The sequence below is a fragment of the Streptomyces sp. NPDC059679 genome (assembly GCF_042734105.1).
Taxonomy (GTDB): Bacteria; Actinomycetota; Actinomycetes; order Streptomycetales; family Streptomycetaceae; genus Streptomyces.
In genome coordinates, this window is the sequence record NZ_JBHWES010000031.1 from 35,570 (window position 1) to 52,389 (window position 16,820).

14 protein-coding genes and 2 pseudogenes are annotated in these 16,820 nt (G+C 71.5%); 8 read left to right on the top strand and 8 right to left on the bottom strand.

All coding sequences use genetic code 11. The annotated features are described in order from the left end of the window. Positions 1-10: 10 nt before the first annotated feature. The 5 genes from ACFV2X_RS29360 to ACFV2X_RS29380 form a co-directional block, all read right to left on the bottom strand. Positions 11-475, bottom strand: coding sequence for a tetratricopeptide repeat protein (locus tag ACFV2X_RS29360; RefSeq protein ID WP_385622026.1), 465 nt, complete (start codon positions 473-475; stop codon positions 11-13). Positions 476-560: 85 nt separating this feature from the next. Then, positions 561-3,125 carry an FtsX-like permease family protein gene (locus tag ACFV2X_RS29365; RefSeq protein WP_385622028.1) on the bottom strand — a complete coding sequence of 855 codons (2,565 nt, stop codon included), beginning with the start codon at positions 3,123-3,125 and terminating at the stop codon, positions 561-563. Next, positions 3,125-3,919, bottom strand: coding sequence for an ABC transporter ATP-binding protein (locus ACFV2X_RS29370; protein WP_385622030.1), 795 nt, complete (start codon positions 3,917-3,919; stop codon positions 3,125-3,127). Before ACFV2X_RS29370 ends, ACFV2X_RS29365 begins: the two co-directional genes overlap by 1 nt. Positions 3,920-4,261: 342 nt before the next feature. Then, positions 4,262-5,539 (bottom strand): sensor histidine kinase, encoded by a 1,278-nt coding sequence (locus tag ACFV2X_RS29375; protein ID WP_385622032.1) that lies wholly within the window; start codon positions 5,537-5,539, stop codon positions 4,262-4,264. Continuing rightward, complete coding sequence (locus ACFV2X_RS29380; protein WP_385622034.1) at positions 5,536-6,258, bottom strand: response regulator transcription factor; 723 nt, start codon at positions 6,256-6,258, stop codon at positions 5,536-5,538. The genes ACFV2X_RS29375 and ACFV2X_RS29380 overlap by 4 nt, the downstream gene beginning before the upstream one ends. A 152-nt stretch (positions 6,259-6,410) precedes the next feature. On the opposite strand from ACFV2X_RS29380, the gene ACFV2X_RS29385 reads away from it, so the two are divergent. Genes ACFV2X_RS29385 through ACFV2X_RS29400 form a run of 4 tightly spaced genes read left to right on the top strand, consistent with a single transcriptional unit; the run spans position 6,411 to position 10,178 of the window. After that, the gene (locus ACFV2X_RS29385) at positions 6,411-6,959 is read left to right on the top strand and encodes a hypothetical protein (protein WP_385622036.1); all 549 of its coding nucleotides are present in this window, start codon (positions 6,411-6,413) and stop codon (positions 6,957-6,959) included. Next, positions 6,959-8,218 (top strand): efflux RND transporter periplasmic adaptor subunit, encoded by a 1,260-nt coding sequence (locus tag ACFV2X_RS29390; protein WP_385622038.1) that lies wholly within the window; start codon positions 6,959-6,961, stop codon positions 8,216-8,218. Before ACFV2X_RS29385 ends, ACFV2X_RS29390 begins: the two co-directional genes overlap by 1 nt. Continuing rightward, entirely contained in the window at positions 8,215-8,871 is a 657-nt protein-coding gene (locus tag ACFV2X_RS29395; RefSeq protein WP_089513719.1) for an ABC transporter ATP-binding protein, read from the top strand. The genes ACFV2X_RS29390 and ACFV2X_RS29395 overlap by 4 nt, the downstream gene beginning before the upstream one ends. Positions 8,872-8,906: 35 nt before the next feature. Beyond that, positions 8,907-10,178 carry an ABC transporter permease gene (locus tag ACFV2X_RS29400; protein WP_385622040.1) on the top strand — a complete coding sequence of 424 codons (1,272 nt, stop codon included), beginning with the start codon at positions 8,907-8,909 and terminating at the stop codon, positions 10,176-10,178. 644 nt (positions 10,179-10,822) lie between these two features. On the opposite strand, the gene ACFV2X_RS29405 is transcribed toward ACFV2X_RS29400, so the two are convergent. Beyond that, positions 10,823-11,782 (bottom strand): helix-turn-helix transcriptional regulator, encoded by a 960-nt coding sequence (locus ACFV2X_RS29405; RefSeq protein ID WP_385622042.1) that lies wholly within the window; start codon positions 11,780-11,782, stop codon positions 10,823-10,825. A 177-nt stretch (positions 11,783-11,959) separates the two neighbouring features. Between ACFV2X_RS29405 and ACFV2X_RS29410 the strand changes: the two genes are divergently transcribed. Next, positions 11,960-13,036 (top strand): aldo/keto reductase, encoded by a 1,077-nt coding sequence (locus ACFV2X_RS29410; RefSeq protein ID WP_385622045.1) that lies wholly within the window; start codon positions 11,960-11,962, stop codon positions 13,034-13,036. 30 nt (positions 13,037-13,066) lie between these two features. Continuing rightward, positions 13,067-13,366 (top strand): putative quinol monooxygenase, encoded by a 300-nt coding sequence (locus ACFV2X_RS29415; RefSeq protein WP_385622047.1) that lies wholly within the window; start codon positions 13,067-13,069, stop codon positions 13,364-13,366. Between the two features lie 25 nt (positions 13,367-13,391). On the opposite strand, the gene ACFV2X_RS29420 is transcribed toward ACFV2X_RS29415, so the two are convergent. Further along, positions 13,392-14,093: a hypothetical protein gene (locus tag ACFV2X_RS29420; protein ID WP_385622049.1), complete on the bottom strand. Its 702-nt coding sequence runs from the start codon at positions 14,091-14,093 to the stop codon at positions 13,392-13,394. A gap of 105 nt (positions 14,094-14,198) precedes the next feature. Between ACFV2X_RS29420 and ACFV2X_RS29425 the strand changes: the two genes are divergently transcribed. Then, the gene (locus ACFV2X_RS29425; protein WP_385622050.1) at positions 14,199-15,158 is read left to right on the top strand and encodes a D-2-hydroxyacid dehydrogenase family protein; all 960 of its coding nucleotides are present in this window, start codon (positions 14,199-14,201) and stop codon (positions 15,156-15,158) included. Positions 15,159-15,248: 90 nt separating this feature from the next. Here the strand turns inward: ACFV2X_RS29425 and tnpA are convergent. After that, positions 15,249-15,455 (bottom strand): annotated as a pseudogene (gene tnpA, locus ACFV2X_RS29430) (IS200/IS605 family transposase); the annotation flags it as partial. Between the two features lie 17 nt (positions 15,456-15,472). Between tnpA and ACFV2X_RS29435 the strand changes: the two are divergent. Beyond that, positions 15,473-16,773: pseudogene (locus ACFV2X_RS29435) on the top strand (RNA-guided endonuclease InsQ/TnpB family protein). The last annotated feature ends 47 nt before the right edge of the window (positions 16,774-16,820 follow it).

Here is a 16,820-nt window from a genome sequence, read left to right on the forward strand (position 1 = left end):
CGTCCGTCCCCTAGCTGGGGCGGGCGCCCTCGCCGTTTCTGAGTGCCGTGGCCGCTTCGTGGTCGCCGCGTTCCTCCAGAAGGGCGGCGAGGTTCGCCACGGCGTGGGCGTTGCCCGCCTCGGCCGCCCGGCGGTAGAGCGGTTCCGCCTCCTCGAGGTCCCCTCGTTCGTCGAATCGCGCCGCGAGCTCGAAGGTCGCCTGGAGATTTCCCGCTTCCGAGGCCAGACGGTAGACCTCGTCCGCTTCTTCCTCCTCGGAGAGGTTCTCCAGCAGGCCCACCAGGGACTCGCACACGTCTTCATCCGCGCGGTCCATGTCGAACACCCGCCACAACAGCTCCACCGACTCTCCGTCCGGCACCTGAACATCCGTGGAGAGGAGTACGGCCAGCGCGGTCAGGGTGTCCGCATCGTCGGGATCGGTTACCAGGATCCGGCGGTAGGTCTCTTCGAGTTCGCCGCGGAGCGGATCCAACAGGTCGTCCTCGGCTGTGACCCTGGCGCTCCGGTCCCGGGTCGACCGGCGCACAGAGCACGACCTGGCTGCCCGATGCCGGACGTCATGGGCGGGCGGTGGCGTCCACAGGCCTCGTCCGCAGCGCGACCGACGTTGGGAACAGGATCGTCGCGAACGTCAGCGCCACCGCGGTCCCGACGATCGTCAGGTAGATCCACAAAGGCCCGCTGGGCAGCGCCGACCCGTCCAGGGCCAGCCCGAACGGGACCAGTGACCCAGCGGCGACCCCGGTGCCGAGCACGACCCCGACCAGCGCCGTCACCAGCGCCTCGACCGACGTCATCCACATCACCTGGCCGCGGGTCGAGCCGATCAATCGTTGCAGCGCGAACTCGCTGCGCCGCTCGGCGGTCGCCACGACCAGGGAGTTGATCAGCGCGATCACCGCATAGCCGACCACCACTGCGGCTAGCAGGAAGCTCGCCACCCGGCCGGTCTTATCGCTCTGCGCGTGCGCCACGGTCGCTTCCGCGCGGTCCACGACGACGACTCCCGGCACGCCGCCCGCCGCCTTCCGCACCGCCGTCTTCAGGTCCGTGGACGACACCCCCGGCTCCGCCTTCACCAGGATCTGCTGCAGTACGCCGGTCGTTGTGCGGGGCAGCAGCTCGGTCGCGGGCACCATCGCGTAGCCGAACCCGCGCGGTGGGGTGAACGATCCGACGACCGACATCGTGGTCGCCTCTCCGTTGCCCCAACGCAGCCTCACCCGGTCGCCGACGTCTTTGCCGCTGTCGTCCAGCACATCCGCGGGCAGCACGATGCTGTCGCCGGTCAGGCGCCTGTAGCCGCCCTGCACGGTCGGGTAGCCGATCGTCTGCCGCGCGCCGGAGGCCGTGACCCCTTGCAGGTCGATCCGGATCGGCCTGACGCGACGATCCGCCGTCGTGTCGTTGTCGTCCTTCCCCGAGTCGAGGACGGTCTCCAGCCGCGCCTCGCTGGACACCGAAGCGGACGCTCCGGCGACCTGCGGCAGGCGGGAGAGCGTGTCCACGAGCGACGGTGGCAGCGCACCGCTCTGCGAACTGACCACAGCGTCCGCCCGCAGGCCGTCGGCGAACATCCGGCTGCTGACTTCGTCCTGACTGGTCTGCAGGTAGATCAGTGCCGTGGCCAGCCCGGTCGCCAGCATGATCGGGGTGACTGCCGAGGCCAGCCGGACCTTGCGCGCTGACGCGTTCAGCATCGCCAGCCGCCCCGACAGCCCGGTGAACCAGCCGACCGGCAGGCGCAGCAGAGCCGCCAGCCAGCGGCACAGGCCCGGGGACACCAGGGCGATCCCGACCGCCCACAGCATCGCGGCGGGCCCGGCCGTGCTCGCCGCCGTGGGCCCGGTCATCACCGACGCCGTTACGATCGCGAGCGCGGTCGCACCGCCCAGGAACAGGAACGCGAGGATCATACGGATCGGGCTGACCCAGCGGATCTGCAGCGTTGCCTCGGCCATCGCCTCGGTCGGCCGGACCTTCGACACCCGGCGGGAGGCGATGAAGGCGGCGGCCAGCGCCGCGAACAGCGTGGCGCCGAAGCCGGCGAGCTGCGGGATCAACCCTTGACTGAAGATCATCTCGCCCGGGATCAGGTCCTGCCGGACCAGGATGTCGTACATGAAGCGACCAAACGCGAGCCCTGGTACGAGCGACAGGCCGGCCGCGAGCAGCGCGATCACGGACGTTTCCGCCATTACCATGCGGCGCAACTGCCCTGGCGTGACCCCGGTCGCGCGCAGCAGCGCCATCTCCCGGCGGCGCTGCTGCATCAACATGCCCACGGTGCTGCCCACCACGAAGATCGCGACCATGGTCGCCAGGCCGCCGAACGCGCCCGCGAGCGGAATCAGGTTCTGCTTGCCGCTGATCGCGTCCGGGAACTCGGCAACCCCCCGATCGTCGCCCTGAAGCACCTGGGCACCGCGGTCCGCGACGGCGTCATCGAGCGCGTTGGCGAGCTTCGCCGGGTCGGTGCCCGGGGCGGCGAGCACCCCGATGTCGTCGATCTTTCCGGGCCGGTCGTACAGCCGAGTGGCCTCGCCGTCGGAGAACAGCAGCACGGACTGGGTGGCGATCCGGCTCTCGGCGATTCCGCTGACCCGAAAGACGTGCGGGATGCCGCGCACCGACGCCTTCAGCCGCTCGCCCGGCCGCACACCCAGCCTCTTCGCGGTGGCGCTGTCCACCACGACCTCGCCGGACGCGGTCGGCTTGGCCCCCGCAACCAGCTTGTACGGCGAGAGCGACGCGCTGGACCAGCCGTGCCCGGACGCGTCGGCCGGCCGGTCGGCCAGCGCAGTGATCGGCACCGAGATGTCCGGCACGGCCGCGGCCACACCGGGCACCTTGGCCACCGCGTCCACCAGGCTCTCGTCCAGCAACACTCGCTCGGTCATCGGATCGGTCGCGGTACCGACCGCGTGGCCGGGATAATCCTGGCTGCCGGTCACCACGACGGGCGCCGCGGCCAGCCGCTGGGCTTTGACGTCGGCACGGATACCGGTCTCCAGCAGACCGCCGCAGCTCTGTACGACGACGGCGCCGACGAACAGCGCGATCAGCGACGCGAGGAACCCGCCCTTGCGGTACCGCAGGGTCTTGAGCGCGAGACGCAGCATCAGACCATCCGATCCGTGCGCACGGGCCGCTGCATCCGGGCCCACGCGCCGAGTTGGGTCATCTGCCTGGCCACCTCCTGGACGGAGGGCCGTGCGAGCTCGGCGCTCACCCGACCGTCCACAAGGAACACCACGCGGTCGGCGTGCGATGCGGCCACCGGGTCGTGCGTCACGATCACCGCGGTCTGCTCGCCGATATCCACCGCCGTGCGCAGCAGCCCCAGGATCTCCAGCGCGGTCTCGGTGTCCAGGGCGCCGGTCGGCTCGTCTCCGAACAGCAGGACCGGTCGGGTGACCAGGGCGCGGGCGATCGCCACGCGCTGCTGCTGACCGCCGGACAGCTCGCCCGGGCGGTGCTTGCGGCGGGACGTGAGGCCGGTGCGCTCGATGACGTCGTCCACCAGCCTGCGGTTGGGCCGTTTGCCCGCCAGCCGCAGCGGCAGCGTCACGTTGTCCACCACGTTCAGCGCGGGCAGCAGATTGAAACTCTGGAAGACGAACCCGATCCGGTTCCTGCGCAGCTTGGTCAACGAGCGCTCGTTCATCGTCGTCAGGTCCTGGCCGTCCAGGAAGACGCTGCCGGACGTCGGCCGATCCAGGAGGGCGGCGCAGTGCAGGAAGGTGCTCTTGCCGGAGCCGGAGGGGCCCATCACAGCGGTGAATGTGTGGCGCTGGAAGCCGAGCGACACCCCCGCCAGCGCCGCCACGCTGTTGCGCGACCGCCCGTACACTTTGTGGACGTCCTGCAGGCGCAGCAGCTCGTCCGTGGTCGGCCGCTCTTGCTCCGAACGCATGCAGATCTCCTAAGTCCGGGGAATTCCGTCAGTTCGGGCCGACCGCAGGAGGCGTCGAAGCACGAGGACGCCGGAAAATGCCGGTGCCGAAGAACAGTTGGGCTCTCTTTCGAACCGTGGCTCGGATGCGAAATCCGAGACGTGACGGATACGCAGGGCGTAGCCCAGAATCGCGGTGGCGATGATGAAACTAGCGGCACTCTGCCGCCCCGGAACATGGGGCTAGCCCCACCTTCGACCCGGTGGTCAACCCGCTCATACCTCGTCAGCCGCAAGTTCAGTCGTTCATCAATGAGCGCCTGCTCCGGCAAGCATTCAGGACGACGGTGGTGGGCGCAGCTGCTATGAGGGGGCGGTCGGCGCGTCGGCCGCCTCCGCCTGCGCGGGCAGGGTCACCGTCACGGTCAGGCCGCCGCCCTCGCGGGGGCGGGCTGTGACCTCGCCGCCGTGGGCGCGGGCGATGGAGCGGACGATGGACAGGCCGAGGCCCGCGCCCTTGGCGGTGACCAGGCGGTCGGTGCCGAGGCGGCGGAAGGGCTCGAAGAGGGCGGGGAGCTCGTACGGGGGGACGGCGGGGCCGGTGTTGTCCACCTCGACCTCGATCCGGCCGTCGTCGCGGGCGCGGCAGCCGACCCGTACCCGGCCGCCACCGTCGTCGCCGTCGCCGCCGTCGGGGGTGTTGTGGCGGATGCCGTTCTCGACGAGGTTGTGCACCAGCCGCTCCAGCAGCAGCGCGTCGCCGGTGGTGGGGGCCGGGGCGGTCTCCTGCGTCACCGTGATCCCGGCCGCCTCCGCCTCCCGCGCGGTCTGCCCGACGACATGGTCCACGACGTCGGAGAGATCGACCGGCGCCCGCTCGGTGATCTCGTTCTCCGAACTCGCGAGCAGCAGCAGCCCGGTGATCAGCCGCTCGTGGCGGGCGTTGATCTCAAGAAGGTTCTCGCCGAGCTGTTTGACGTCCTCGGAGGCGGTTCTGCGGTGCATGGCCACCTCGACCAGGGCCCGCCCCAGGGTCAGCGGGGTGCGCAGCTCGTGGGAGGCGTTGGCGACGAAGCGGCGCTGGCCGTCGAAGGACCGGTCGAGCCGTTCGACCATCGTGTCGAAGGTGTCGGCGAGGTCCTTGACCTCGTCGTCGGGGCCGCGCAGAGCGATCCGCTCGTGCAGGCCCCGGTCGGCGGCGGGGGCGCTCGCGATACGGCGGGCGGTGTCGGTGACCCGGTGCAGCGGGGCCAGCACCCGGCCGGCGGCCAGCCAGCCGAAGCCGGCCGCCACGCCGCCGACGACCAGGAGGGCGAGCCCGCCCTGGGTGATGAGCGAGGTGGTGGCGGCGGCGTTCAGCCGGTCGCGTTCGTCCTTCACCCACTTCTGGGCCGTCTTGTCGGTGAGCACATCGCCGTCCCCGGTGATCACCTGATTCTGGGGCGGGCCCGTGGCGGGGCCGTCGGACTTCACGTTGCGTGCGTAGATCTTCAGACCGCCGCCGGCGAGCTGCTGGTTGAACAGCGCGTACGTGACGCCGAGCAGCACCACGCCGGCCGCGAGGAACAGCCCTCCGTAGATCAGGGTGAGCCGGGCCCGCAGGCTGATCCGGCGCGGCGGGAATTTCAGGCGGCGCGTCATACGATCCGGTACCCCACGCCCGTGACGGTCTCGACGACCTGCGGCTCACCGAGCTTGCGCCGCAGCTTCAGCACGGCCAGCCGGACCGCCCCGGTGAACGGGTCGGCGTGCTCGTCCCATGCCTTCTCCAGCAGCTGTTCGGCGGAGACCGCGCTTCCGTCGGCCCGCAGCAGCTCGGTCAGCACGGCGAACTCCTTTTTCGACAGCGGTACGTAGCGCCCGTCCCGGAACACCTCGCGGCGGGCCGGGTCCAGGGTGATACCGGCCCGGCGCAGCACCGGCGGCGCGGCCGGGCGGCTGCGGCGGCCCAGCGCCTGGACGCGGGCGGCTAGTTCGGCGAAGGCGAAGGGCTTGGTGAGGTAGTCGTCGGCGCCGAGGGTGAGCCCGGCGACGCGGTCGGCGACCTCGGCGGCGGCGGTGAGCATCAGTACCCGCGCCGTCGTCCCGGCCCTGGCTCCGGCCCCGGCCCTGGCTCCGGCCCCGGTCGCCGCCTCACCTCCGGCTCCGGATCCGGCCCCGGCCAGCTCGCGGCAGATGTCGTCGCCGTGCACACCGGGCAGGTCCCGGTCCAGGACGACCACGTCGTAGTCGTTGACGGTCAGCCGCTCCAGCGCCGCCGCGCCGTCGTACGCGACGTCGACCGCGTGCGGCTCGTCGCGCAGCCACTCCGTGATCGCGTCGGCGAGCAAGGGTTCGTCCTCGACCACCAGCACCCGCATCCGTACCCTCCCCGTCCGGCCCTCCTCGGCGAGGCCATGGTGCCCGTCCCGGCGTTTCCGCGCCGTTAAGGGGTGACGGAAACGTGGGGGAAACGCGGTCTGCTCTTGCATCCCTTCTCGTACGGACCGATCGAGCAGAAGGAGACGACGACATGAGCAGGCGGATCCTCGGCATGGCTGCGGCCGTGCCACTGGCGCTGACCCTCGCCCTGTCCCTGACCGGATGTGGCTCCGACGGCGGCGGCGACGGCAAGGTGGCCTCGGCGAACGGCGCGAAGAAGGACGGCGGCGGCAGCGCGGGCCCGAGCATGGACCCGCAGGAGATGGGGGTCAAGTTCGCGCAGTGCATGCGCGAGCACGGCATCGACATGGAGGACCCGGAGCCCGGGCAGGGGATCAGGCTCGCCATCCCGCCCGGCACCCCCAAGGGGACGGTGGAGAAGGCCCAGGAGGCCTGCCGCGCGTACGACCCGGTGCAGAACGGGGGCGGGCGCAAGCCGGACGCGAAGGCGCAGGAGAACATGCGCAAGTACGCCAAGTGCATGCGTGAGGAGGGCGTGGAGAACTTCCCGGACCCGGTGACGGAGGGCGGACTCCGGGTCGAGGGATCGATCACGGACGACCCCGACTTCTCCAAGGCGGAGAAGGCGTGCAACAAGTTCATCGGCGGTGGCGGCACGCTCCACAAGGAAAAGGGCTGATGGGGGAGGTGACCGTGGACAGCGCGCAGGACCGGGAGCCGGCGCGCGAGCGAGCGCGGACACCCGAGCGCGAGCGGACACCCGAGCGCGAGCGGACACCCGAGCGGGAGTCGGAGCAGGCGCCGGAACCGGCATCGGAGCAGGCGCCGGATCCGGCAACTGCCCTCAGCCCCCGGCGCCGTAAGGCCAGGGGCCGGGGCAGGAAAGTGGTGGCCCTCGCCGTCCTCGTCCTGCTGGCGGGCGGCGGCGTCACCGCCGCCAAGCTGGGTCTTGGCGACCGCGGTTCGGGCGACAAGGCGGCGAGCGAACTGCCGCCGAGCACCGCCGAGGTGACCCGCCGGACGCTCAAGGACACCCAGAGCGTCGACGGACAGCTCGGCTTCGGCCCGACGACCACCCTGACCGCCCGGCGGCCCGGCACGGTCACCGAGGCGCCCGACGCCGGGGACCGGATCACCCGCGGCAAGGCGCTGTACGAGGTGGACGGGCGCCCGGTGACGCTGATGTACGGCTCGACGCCCGCGTACCGCGCCCTGAAGCAGGGCGCCGAGGGCGCGGACGTACGCCAGCTGGAGAAGAACCTCAGCGCGCTCGGCTACACGGGCTTCACGGTCGACGACGAGTACACCGACACCACGGCCGACGCGGTGCGCGAGTGGCAGGAGGACCTGGGGCTCGCGGAGACCGGGGCCGTGGAGCTCGGGAGTGTGGTGTTCGCGCCCGACGCCGTCCGGGTGGACAGCGTGGCGGCCCGTAAGGGCGACACGGTCGGCCCCGGCGGCAAGGTGCTGTCGTACACCGGCACCGAGCAGGCCGTCACGGTGGAGCTCGACCCCGCCGACCAGCGGCTGGCCAAGAAGGGCAGGGAGGTCGAGGTCGAGCTGCCGGACGACCGGACCGTCAAGGGCACCGTCCAGGACGTCGCCACGGTGATCGAGCCGGGCAACGGGCAGGGGGAGGAGGCGAAGACGAAGGTCGAGGTGGTCGTCGGGTTCAAGGACGAGACGGGCCGGAAGGCCGCCGACGCCTACGCCCTGGCCGCGGTGCACGTCGACTTCACCTCCGAGACCCGTAAGGACGTGCTCACCGTGCCGGTCGGTGCGCTGCTGGCGCTCGCCGAGGGCGGCTTCGGCGTGGAGGTCGTCCACGGTTCGACCTCGGAGTATGTGCCGGTCACCACCGGTCTGTTCGCCGACGGCCGGGTGGAGATCTCGGGCGAGGGCCTCGCCGAGGGCACGAAGGTGGGGGTGCCCAAGTGATCCGTCTGACGGATGTGACCAAGACCTATCCGGGCGGGGTCACCGCGCTGGGCGGCGTCAACCTGGACATCGCGCCGGGCGAACTCGTCGGCATCGTCGGCCCGTCCGGCTCCGGCAAGTCGACGATGCTGCACATCCTCGGCACCCTGGACCGGCCCACGACCGGCGGTGTGCGCATCGACGGCTACGACATCGGCACGCTCTCCGACACCAAGCTCTCCGCGCTGCGGGCGAGCCGCATCGGCTTCGTCTTCCAGCACTTCCACCTCGCCACCGGCACCTCGGCGCTGGACAACGTCGCCGACGGGCTCCTGTACTCCGGGCTGCCGGTGGGCGAGCGGCGCAGGCGCGCCGCGCTGATGCTGAACCGGGTCGGGCTCGGCCACCGGGTGCACCACGAGCCGCACGAACTGTCCGGCGGCGAGCGCCAGCGCGTCGCCATCGCCCGCGCGGTCGCGGGCGACCCCGCGCTGCTGCTGGCCGACGAGCCGACCGGCGCGCTCGACTCGGTCTCCGGCGCCGAGGTGATGCGGCTGCTGCGGGAGCTGCACGCCGGGGGGACGACCGTCGTGATCATCACGCACGACTGGGAGATCGCGGGCGGTCTGCCCCGGCAGGTGCGGATGCGCGACGGGCGGGTGGTGGCGGACTGATGGCCACGGACACACACTCTGGGCGTACGGAGCCTATGGAGTCCACGAAGCGTACGGACCGGGCCGGGCGTACGGACCGCCGTGGGCGTGGGCGTACGGACCGGCGCGCCGATGCGCTCCGCCCCGCCCGGCTGCGCCCCCGCGACGTGGTCAAGGTCGGTGCGGTGGGCCTGCGCACCCGCCCGCTGCGGGCGTTCCTCTCCGCGCTGGGCATCGCCATCGGCATCGCGGCGATGGTCGCGGTGGTCGGCATCTCGTCGTCCTCCCGCGCCGATCTCGACCGCAGCCTCGCCGCGCTGGGCACCAACCTGCTGACCGTCTCGCCCGGTTCGACGATGTCCGGCGGCCAGGCCCGGCTGCCGGAGACCGCGGAGGAGATGGTGTCGCGGATCGGCCCGGTGTACTCGGTGTCGGCCGTCGGCAAGCTCTCCGACGCCAAGGTCTACCGTACGGACAAGATCCCCGAGGCGGAGACCAACGGCCTCGCCGCCTACGCCGCCCGCACCGATCTGCGCGCCACCCTCGGCGCCGAGCTCCGCACCGGCAGCTGGCTCAACGGCGCGACCAGCACCTACCCGACGACCGTGCTCGGCGCCACCGCCGCGGAACGGCTCGGGATCGGGCAGGTCGGCCCGGACACCCAGGTCCTGATCGGCGGCCGGTGGTTCACCGTCGTCGGCGTCCTCGAACCCGCCCCGCTCGCCCCCGAGCTGGACACTGCGGCCCTCGTCGGCTGGCGCGCCGCCGAGAGCGAGCTGTACTTCGACGGGCGCCCCACCACGATCTACACCCGCTCGCAGGACTCCGCGGTCGAGTCGGTTGCCTCCGTCCTGGGTGCCACCGCCAACCCCGAGGCGCCCGGCGAGGTCGAGGTCTCCCGCCCCTCCGACGCCCTGGCCGCCCAGCAGGCGGCGGGCGAGGCCTTCACGGGGCTGCTCCTCGGCCTTGGCGCGGTGGCGCTGCTCGTCGGCGGTGTCGGGGTGGCCAACACGATGGTGATCTCCGTACTGGAGCGCCGGGCGGAGATCGGGCTGCGCCGCTCCCTGGGCGCGACCCGGGGCCAGATCCGTACCCAGTTCGTCGCGGAGTCCCAGCTTCTGTCCGCCCTGGGCGGGGCGGGCGGCGCGCTGTTGGGCGCCACGGTGACGGCGGGCTACGCGCTGTCGCAGGGCTGGCCCGTCGTGATCCCGCCGTGGGCGCTGCTCGGCGGCCTGGCCGCGACCCTCGCCATCGGCGGCCTGGCCGGCCTCTACCCGGCGCTCCGCGCCTCCCGGCTCTCCCCGACGGAAGCCCTGGCCATGCCGTGAACGGGCCCAGCCGCCCGCCCACCCCCGTGGGCGGGCGGCTCGCCGCCTTGTCAGTCAGGCATGGTTGGATGGCAGGACCGGACAAGGTGGGGCAAGGAGGGGGAGTTGAACCTGTCACGGCGCTCGTACGCGCTGATCGCGGCGCTGGTCGTGAGCCTGCTTGCGTTGGTGTACCTGGGCACCCGCGGCTCGCGGGAGGCGGCCGGCGAAGCCGCCCCATGGCCCGCCGACGACCCCTGCGTGAAGGACGCGCCCCACCCCGGGGTCTGGGACGAAAAGGAGCCGCGGCTGCTCACGCTCAGCTACGGATACTCCTCGAAATCCGCGATGGGCGGCGAGAAGCACTTCACCATCGGGGCGAGCATCAACGTGGGCCGCCGCCCGCTCGTCCTCCACCCGCCGCTCGCGCGCGGCGGGGTGTCGGTCCGCTTCTGCGCCCCGTACGGGAAGGGCGTGATGGCGGAGGCCAAGGGGCTGTCGCCGAAGTCCGTCGAGACCCCCGCCGCCAAGGACGGGGCGATACGCGTCACCCGCGAGAAGCCGCTGCGCTTCATGGTCGAACTGCCGCGCTCGGCGCTGCGGCACGGCTACTCGATGTCCGACCTCATGAACTCCACCCCGCCCCGCAGCAACGACGCGGCCGACTATCCGGTCCTCGTGCTCACCGTCTCCGACCCCGGTCTGGACGCCCCGCTGGTGGCGGTCTCCTTCAAACCGGACTCCACCCCCACCGCCCAGGCACTCGGCGCGCCGCCGCGCTCCTGAGCCCATGCCGTCAGCAGCCGCAGCGCGGTCTCGGACGGGGAGCCCTCCTCCACGGTGTGGGCGATCAGCGCCTGATCGGGGTCGTCGGGCAGGCGCAGGGTCTCGAAGCCGAGGTCCAGCTCGCCGACCACGGGGTGCCGGTAGACATACCGCCCGTGCGTCTTGTCCTTGAGCCGGTGCTCCGCCCATGCCTCGCGGAACTCCGGACTGACGGCGGAGAGTTCGTCCAGCAGGGCCGCCGTTCCCGGGTCGTCGGGGTGACGTGCGGCGTCGAGCCGCAGATAGGCGGCCACGTCGCTCGCCTTGCCGGGCCAGTCGGCGTACAGGTTGCGCATGCCCTCGTCCAGGAAGACCAGCCGGGCCAGGTTCCGCTCGGCCGGCGGCAACGCCCCGAAGTCGGTGATCAAGGCCGCGGCGAGGTGGTTCCAGGCCAGGACGTCGGTGTTCCGGCCGACGATGTACGCCGGGACGTCGGTCACCGAGTCCAGCAGCCGCCGCAGCCCAGGCCGTATGCGCTGCGGCAGGTCCGCCGCCTCCGTACGGTCCGCCTCCGACCAGGGGCGGGCCAGCCGGTAGAGGTGGTCGCGCTCGACGGCGTCCAGCCGCAGCGCGCGGGCGACCGCGTCCAGCACCGCCTCGGAGAAGTGCAGGGTACGGCCCTGCTCCAGCCGGACGTAGTGGTCGACGCTCACTCCGGCCAACTGGGCCAGCTCCTCCCTGCGCAGTCCGGGGACCCGCCTACGGCCGCCGTAGCCCGGCAGGCCCAGCTCCTCGGGCCGCAGCCGGGCCCGTCGGGACCGGAGGAATTCGCCGAGTTCCGCGCGTCTGTCCAGTGCCATGCGACAAGTATCCCCAACCCGTTCGCATCGCGGGGAGGCCAGCCTGGTCACGCCGTGCCCAGGCACCGGCTGCCACTGGGTACGCCGCCGCGAGGCGGAGAGAGTTGGTCTCGCCGGAACGGTTCCAACGGTTCCGGCGCGACACATCTCATCCCGTCTCGTTCAGGAGAACCTGCTGTGACCACCACGACGACCACCACGACCGTCAACGGCCTTCCCGCCCTCCCCCTCGGCACCACCGGTATGGACATCACCCGGGTCGGCTTCGGCTCCTGGGCGGTGTCCGGGGCCAACTGGCGCTTCAGCTGGGGAGCCACCGACGATGCCGAGTCGATCGCCGCGATCCGCCACGCGGTCGCCTCCGGCGTCAACTGGATCGACACCGCCGCCGTCTACGGGCTCGGCCACTCCGAGGAACTGGTCGGCAAGGCCGTGGCCGAGCTGCCCGAGGCCGAGCGCCCGTATCTGTTCACCAAGGCCGGGCTGGTCTGGGACCCGGCCGATCCGAAGGCCGCGCCCCGCCGGATCATGAAGCCCGCCAGTGTGCGCCGCGAGATCGAGGACTCGCTGCGGCGCCTGGGCGTCGACCACATCGACCTGTACCAGGTGCACTACCCGGACACCGGCGAATCCCTGGAGTACGCCGGCGGCGGCTTCGGCGCGGTGTCCCCGAATGCCACGCCGCTGGAGGAGTACTGGCAGGTCATGGCCGATCTGAAGGCCGAAGGCAAGGTCCGGGCGATCGGCCTGTCCAACCACTCGGCCGACCAGTTGGCGGCCGCCGAGCGGATCGCCCACGTCGATGTCATCCAGCCGCCGTTCTCAGCCATCAACCGCTCGGCCGCGGCCGAGATCGCCTGGGCGCACGCCCATGACACCGGCGTGATCGTGTACTCCCCGCTCCAGTCCGGGCTGCTGACCGGCGCCTTCACCGCAGACCGCGCGGCGAACCTGTCCGCCGACGACTGGCGCTCCGCCCACGCCGACTTCACCACGGGCCTGGCCGCCAATCTCCAGCTGGCCGACGCGCTGCGGCCCGTCGCCGAGCGGCACGGGGCCTCCGTCGCCGAGGTGGCCATCGCGTGGGCGCTGGCCTGGCCCGGTATCACCGGGGCCATCGTCGGCGCCCGCAAGTCGGGCCAGGCCGACGGCTGGATCGGGGCGGGCGGCGTGGAGCTTGCCCGGGCCGATCTGGACGAGATCGCCTCCGCCATCACCGCGTCCGGCGCCGGTACCGGCCCGGCCCGCCCCTGACGGCCACTGGCCGCCACAAGGGGCTCCGGCATGTCGCTTGTCGTCGTCGCCGAGTGCGTGGCGGAGCCGGGTCAGGAGGACCGGCTCCGCACCGCCCTGGAGGCGCTGATCGAACCGTCCCTGGACGAGCCCGGCTGTCTCGCCTACCGGACGTACGCCGACCCCAACATCCCCGGCCACATGGTGGTGGTGGCAGAGTGGACGGATCCCGAAGCCCTCGCCCGGCACGGCACCACCCCGTATGTCCGCCATGCGCGGCAGGTGCTCGACCTGGTGCTCGCCGAGCCGATGGCCGTACGAAGGCTGATGGCCGCGCGGCCGCCGGGATGACCCCGGCCGGACGCGCGGGGACACCTCAGGACTTGGCGTCTGAGGTCTTGGCGTCCGAGGGCTCGGTGTCCGACGACTCGGCGGCCTCGGACGCGGCCTTCTCGGGCTCGGCGTCCTCGGGCTCGGCCTTGTCCTTGGCCTTCGCGTCCTCGGGCTTCGTGTCCTCGAAGTAGGTGTCCAGAACCGCGTCGAGTTCCGCCGTCCACTCCTTGAGGGCCTTCCTCGACGACGCCGCGATATCGGCCGAGTACCAGCGACGGGCGGTCGTGTAGACCGTGACGGAGAACCGGCGCCCGAACCGCGGGGTGTCGATCTCGACCGCGCCGATCTCGCTCCAGTCGAACTCTGCCGTCTCGCCGTCCAGCAGGAGGGTGACACCGCGACGGCCGGCGCTGATCGAGCCGCGGTGGTCGGAGGCATTGAAGACGGGGCCGTCGGCCTCCTCCTCGCCTCCGTCCTCGGCCCTCGCCTCGGCGTCGGCGGTCTCGGCTTCGGCGGTGTCCTCTTCGGCCGCGTCCGCGGATTCGGCCCGCTCGTCATCGACGGCATCGACGTCATCGACGACATCCGCGGCGACTGCGGCCTCGTCAGGGACGGCGTCCTCGGGTGAGGGCTCGGTTGCCTCCTTCGGCTCATCAGGGCGCGGGGCCGTGATGCCCGGGATGTACGCCGGATCGAACCCGGCGGCGGGCACGGGCGGGGTGCTCGGTCCTATGCGCTGCTCCACGGCGGGCAGTATTCCCGATAAACCTGTGCCGGGAACAGCCTCACAGGCCGTGCCCGGACAACGAAACGGACAACATAACGCGGAAAGCCGCGGTGAGGGAGCGGAATGAAGCTGCGCTGTGCGGTGCTCGACGACTTCCAGGGGGTGGCCATGACCAGCGCCGACTGGACGCCCGTCCTGGATCGGGTGGAGGCGGTGAGCTTCACCGAGCACCTCGGCACCGAGGATGAACTCGCCGCGGCTCTGGCCGACTTCGACCTCATCGTGACCTTGCGCGAGCGCGTGGCCTTTCCCGCCTCGCTGTTCTCCAGGCTGCCCAAGCTGAAGCTGCTGATCGCCTCCGGGATGCGCAACTCGGTGATCGACTACGCCGCGGCCGAGCGCCATGGGGTGACGGTCTGCGGCACCGCCAGCTCCCAGGCGCCGCCGGTCGAGCTGACCTGGGCGCTGATCCTCGGCCTGGCCCGTGGCCTGGTCGTCGAGAACACCGCGCTGCGTACGGGCGGGCCCTGGCAGAGCACGGTCGGCGCGGATCTGCACGGCCGTCGGCTGGGGCTGCTGGGCCTGGGCAAGATCGGCAGCCGGGTGGCGGGGATCGGGACGGCCTTCGGGATGGAGGTGACGGCCTGGAGCCAGAATCTGACGCGGCAGCGGGCCGACGAGGTCGGGGTGGCGCTCGCCGGTTCCAAGGAGGAGCTGCTGGCCTCCAGCGATGTGGTCTCCATCCACCTGGCGCTGAGCGACCGCACCCGCGGGCTGCTGGGCGCCGCCGAGTTGGCCCTGCTCAAGCCGACCGCGTACCTCGTCAACACCTCCCGGGCCGCCATCGTCGACCAGGACGCGCTGATCGACGCCCTGCGGCGCGGCGCCTTCGCCGGGGCGGGGGTCGATGTGTTCGACGTCGAACCCCTTCCGGCGGACCACCCCATGCGCACCGTGCCCCGGCTGCTGGCCACCCCGCATCTGGGCTATGTCTCCCAGGACAACTACCGCCGGTACTACGGCGACGCCGTCGAGGACATCCGTGCCTTCCTCGATGGCTCGCCCGTACGCGTCCTCGGCTGACGCGTATGCCCGTCCGTAAGCGCACCCCAAGACTGCCGTGACCTCGGCTGTGGGCACGTCTGTGTTGTTGGCCCGCGCCCAGGGCGGCCGTCACACGGGGTGCTGCTGGTTCTCGATGTACTGGCGCACGGCGGTCAGTGGTGCCCCGCCGCAGCTTCCGGCGAAATACGAGCCGGACCAGAAATGGCCGTCCCACAGGTACCGGCGCACGTGGGCGTCGTACTCCTTGCGCAGGAGCCGGGCGGAGACGCCCTTGAGGGAGTTGACCAGTTTGGAGAGCTGGACCTTGGGCGGGTATAACGGAACGTGCTGGGATGAAGTGGCAGTTCGGGCATCGGGCCCGGCTGGCACTGACCCCTGCGCAGGTCCGGCTCATCGACGCCCAGGCTCACGCCGCGCGGGCGACGTGGAATCTCCTGCACGACTTATGGACGATGACGCCGAAGTGCCGCCGGTCCCTCAAAGCCGCGGACGAGGCGATCCGGCGGGCCCGCAAGGAGATCGACTGGCTCGCCGTCCTCCCGGCCCAGGCTGCCCAGGCGGTGCTGAAGACCTACTTCCAGGCATGGAAGAACTGCTGGGAAGGCCGGGCCGACGAGCCGAACTTCAAAGCCCGCTTCCGTACGGTGATGTCGGTGGACATTCCCCAGGGGCGTGACCTTCAGATCAAGCGGGTGCACCGCCGATGGGGCATGGTCAACATCCCCAAGGTCGGCCGGGTCCGGTTCCGCTGGACCCGCGACCTGCCCGTGGGAAAAACGCGAGCGCGGACAACCGGATCACCGGGGCCCGGCTGGTCAAGGACGCCCTCGGCTGGCACATCGCCTTCCGTGTCCAGACCCTCCAGACCGCACCTGAACCGCGCACCGGCCCCGAGGTCGGCATCGACGCCGGAGTCAACGTCCCCCTCGCCCTGTCCGACGGCAACCACCAAGGCCACGGCCGCCCGCCCCGGCTCCCGGACGGCACCGCCGACCGGGGCAAGTGGCTGAACCCCGACGAGAAGGCCAAACTGCTCCGCCTGGAGCGGCGCGCCGCACACCGCAAGAGCTTCCGCAAACGCGGCGAGAAAACCCCCCGCCGACTTCAGAACACCTACGACCAGATCAAACGGCTACGCGCAAGAGCCACGCGCCGCGCCTCTGACTGGCAGCACCAGACCACCACGCGGCTCGCCCGCACCTACGGTGTGATCGTGGTGGAAAAACTGGACATTCCGAACATGGTCAAGTCCGCCAGGGGCACCATCGACAACCCGGGGAAGAACGTCGCGCAGAAGTCCGGCCTGAACCGCTCCATCAGCCAGGAGGCATGGGGCCGCACCGTGACCATGCTGACGTACAAGACCGCCCGCCACGGCGGCACCCTGCACAAAGTCCCCGCCCCCGGCACCTCCCTGCGCTGCTCCGCATGCGGCTTCACCACGCCGGGCAGCCGGGAGGACCAGGCCACGTTCGTATGCAAGAACCCGGACTGCGGATGGTCATGCAACGCAGACCACAACGCAGCCCGGAACGTCCTTCACCTGTACCGGATGGGCCACGCGCTCATCCCGGCTGCCGGAAGGGCAGTCGTCAGGCGCACTCATGGCGTCAAGCCCGTCACCGCAAGGTAGGTGGGAATCTCCCGGCTTCAGCCGGGAGAGCACTTCAATGGAACGAG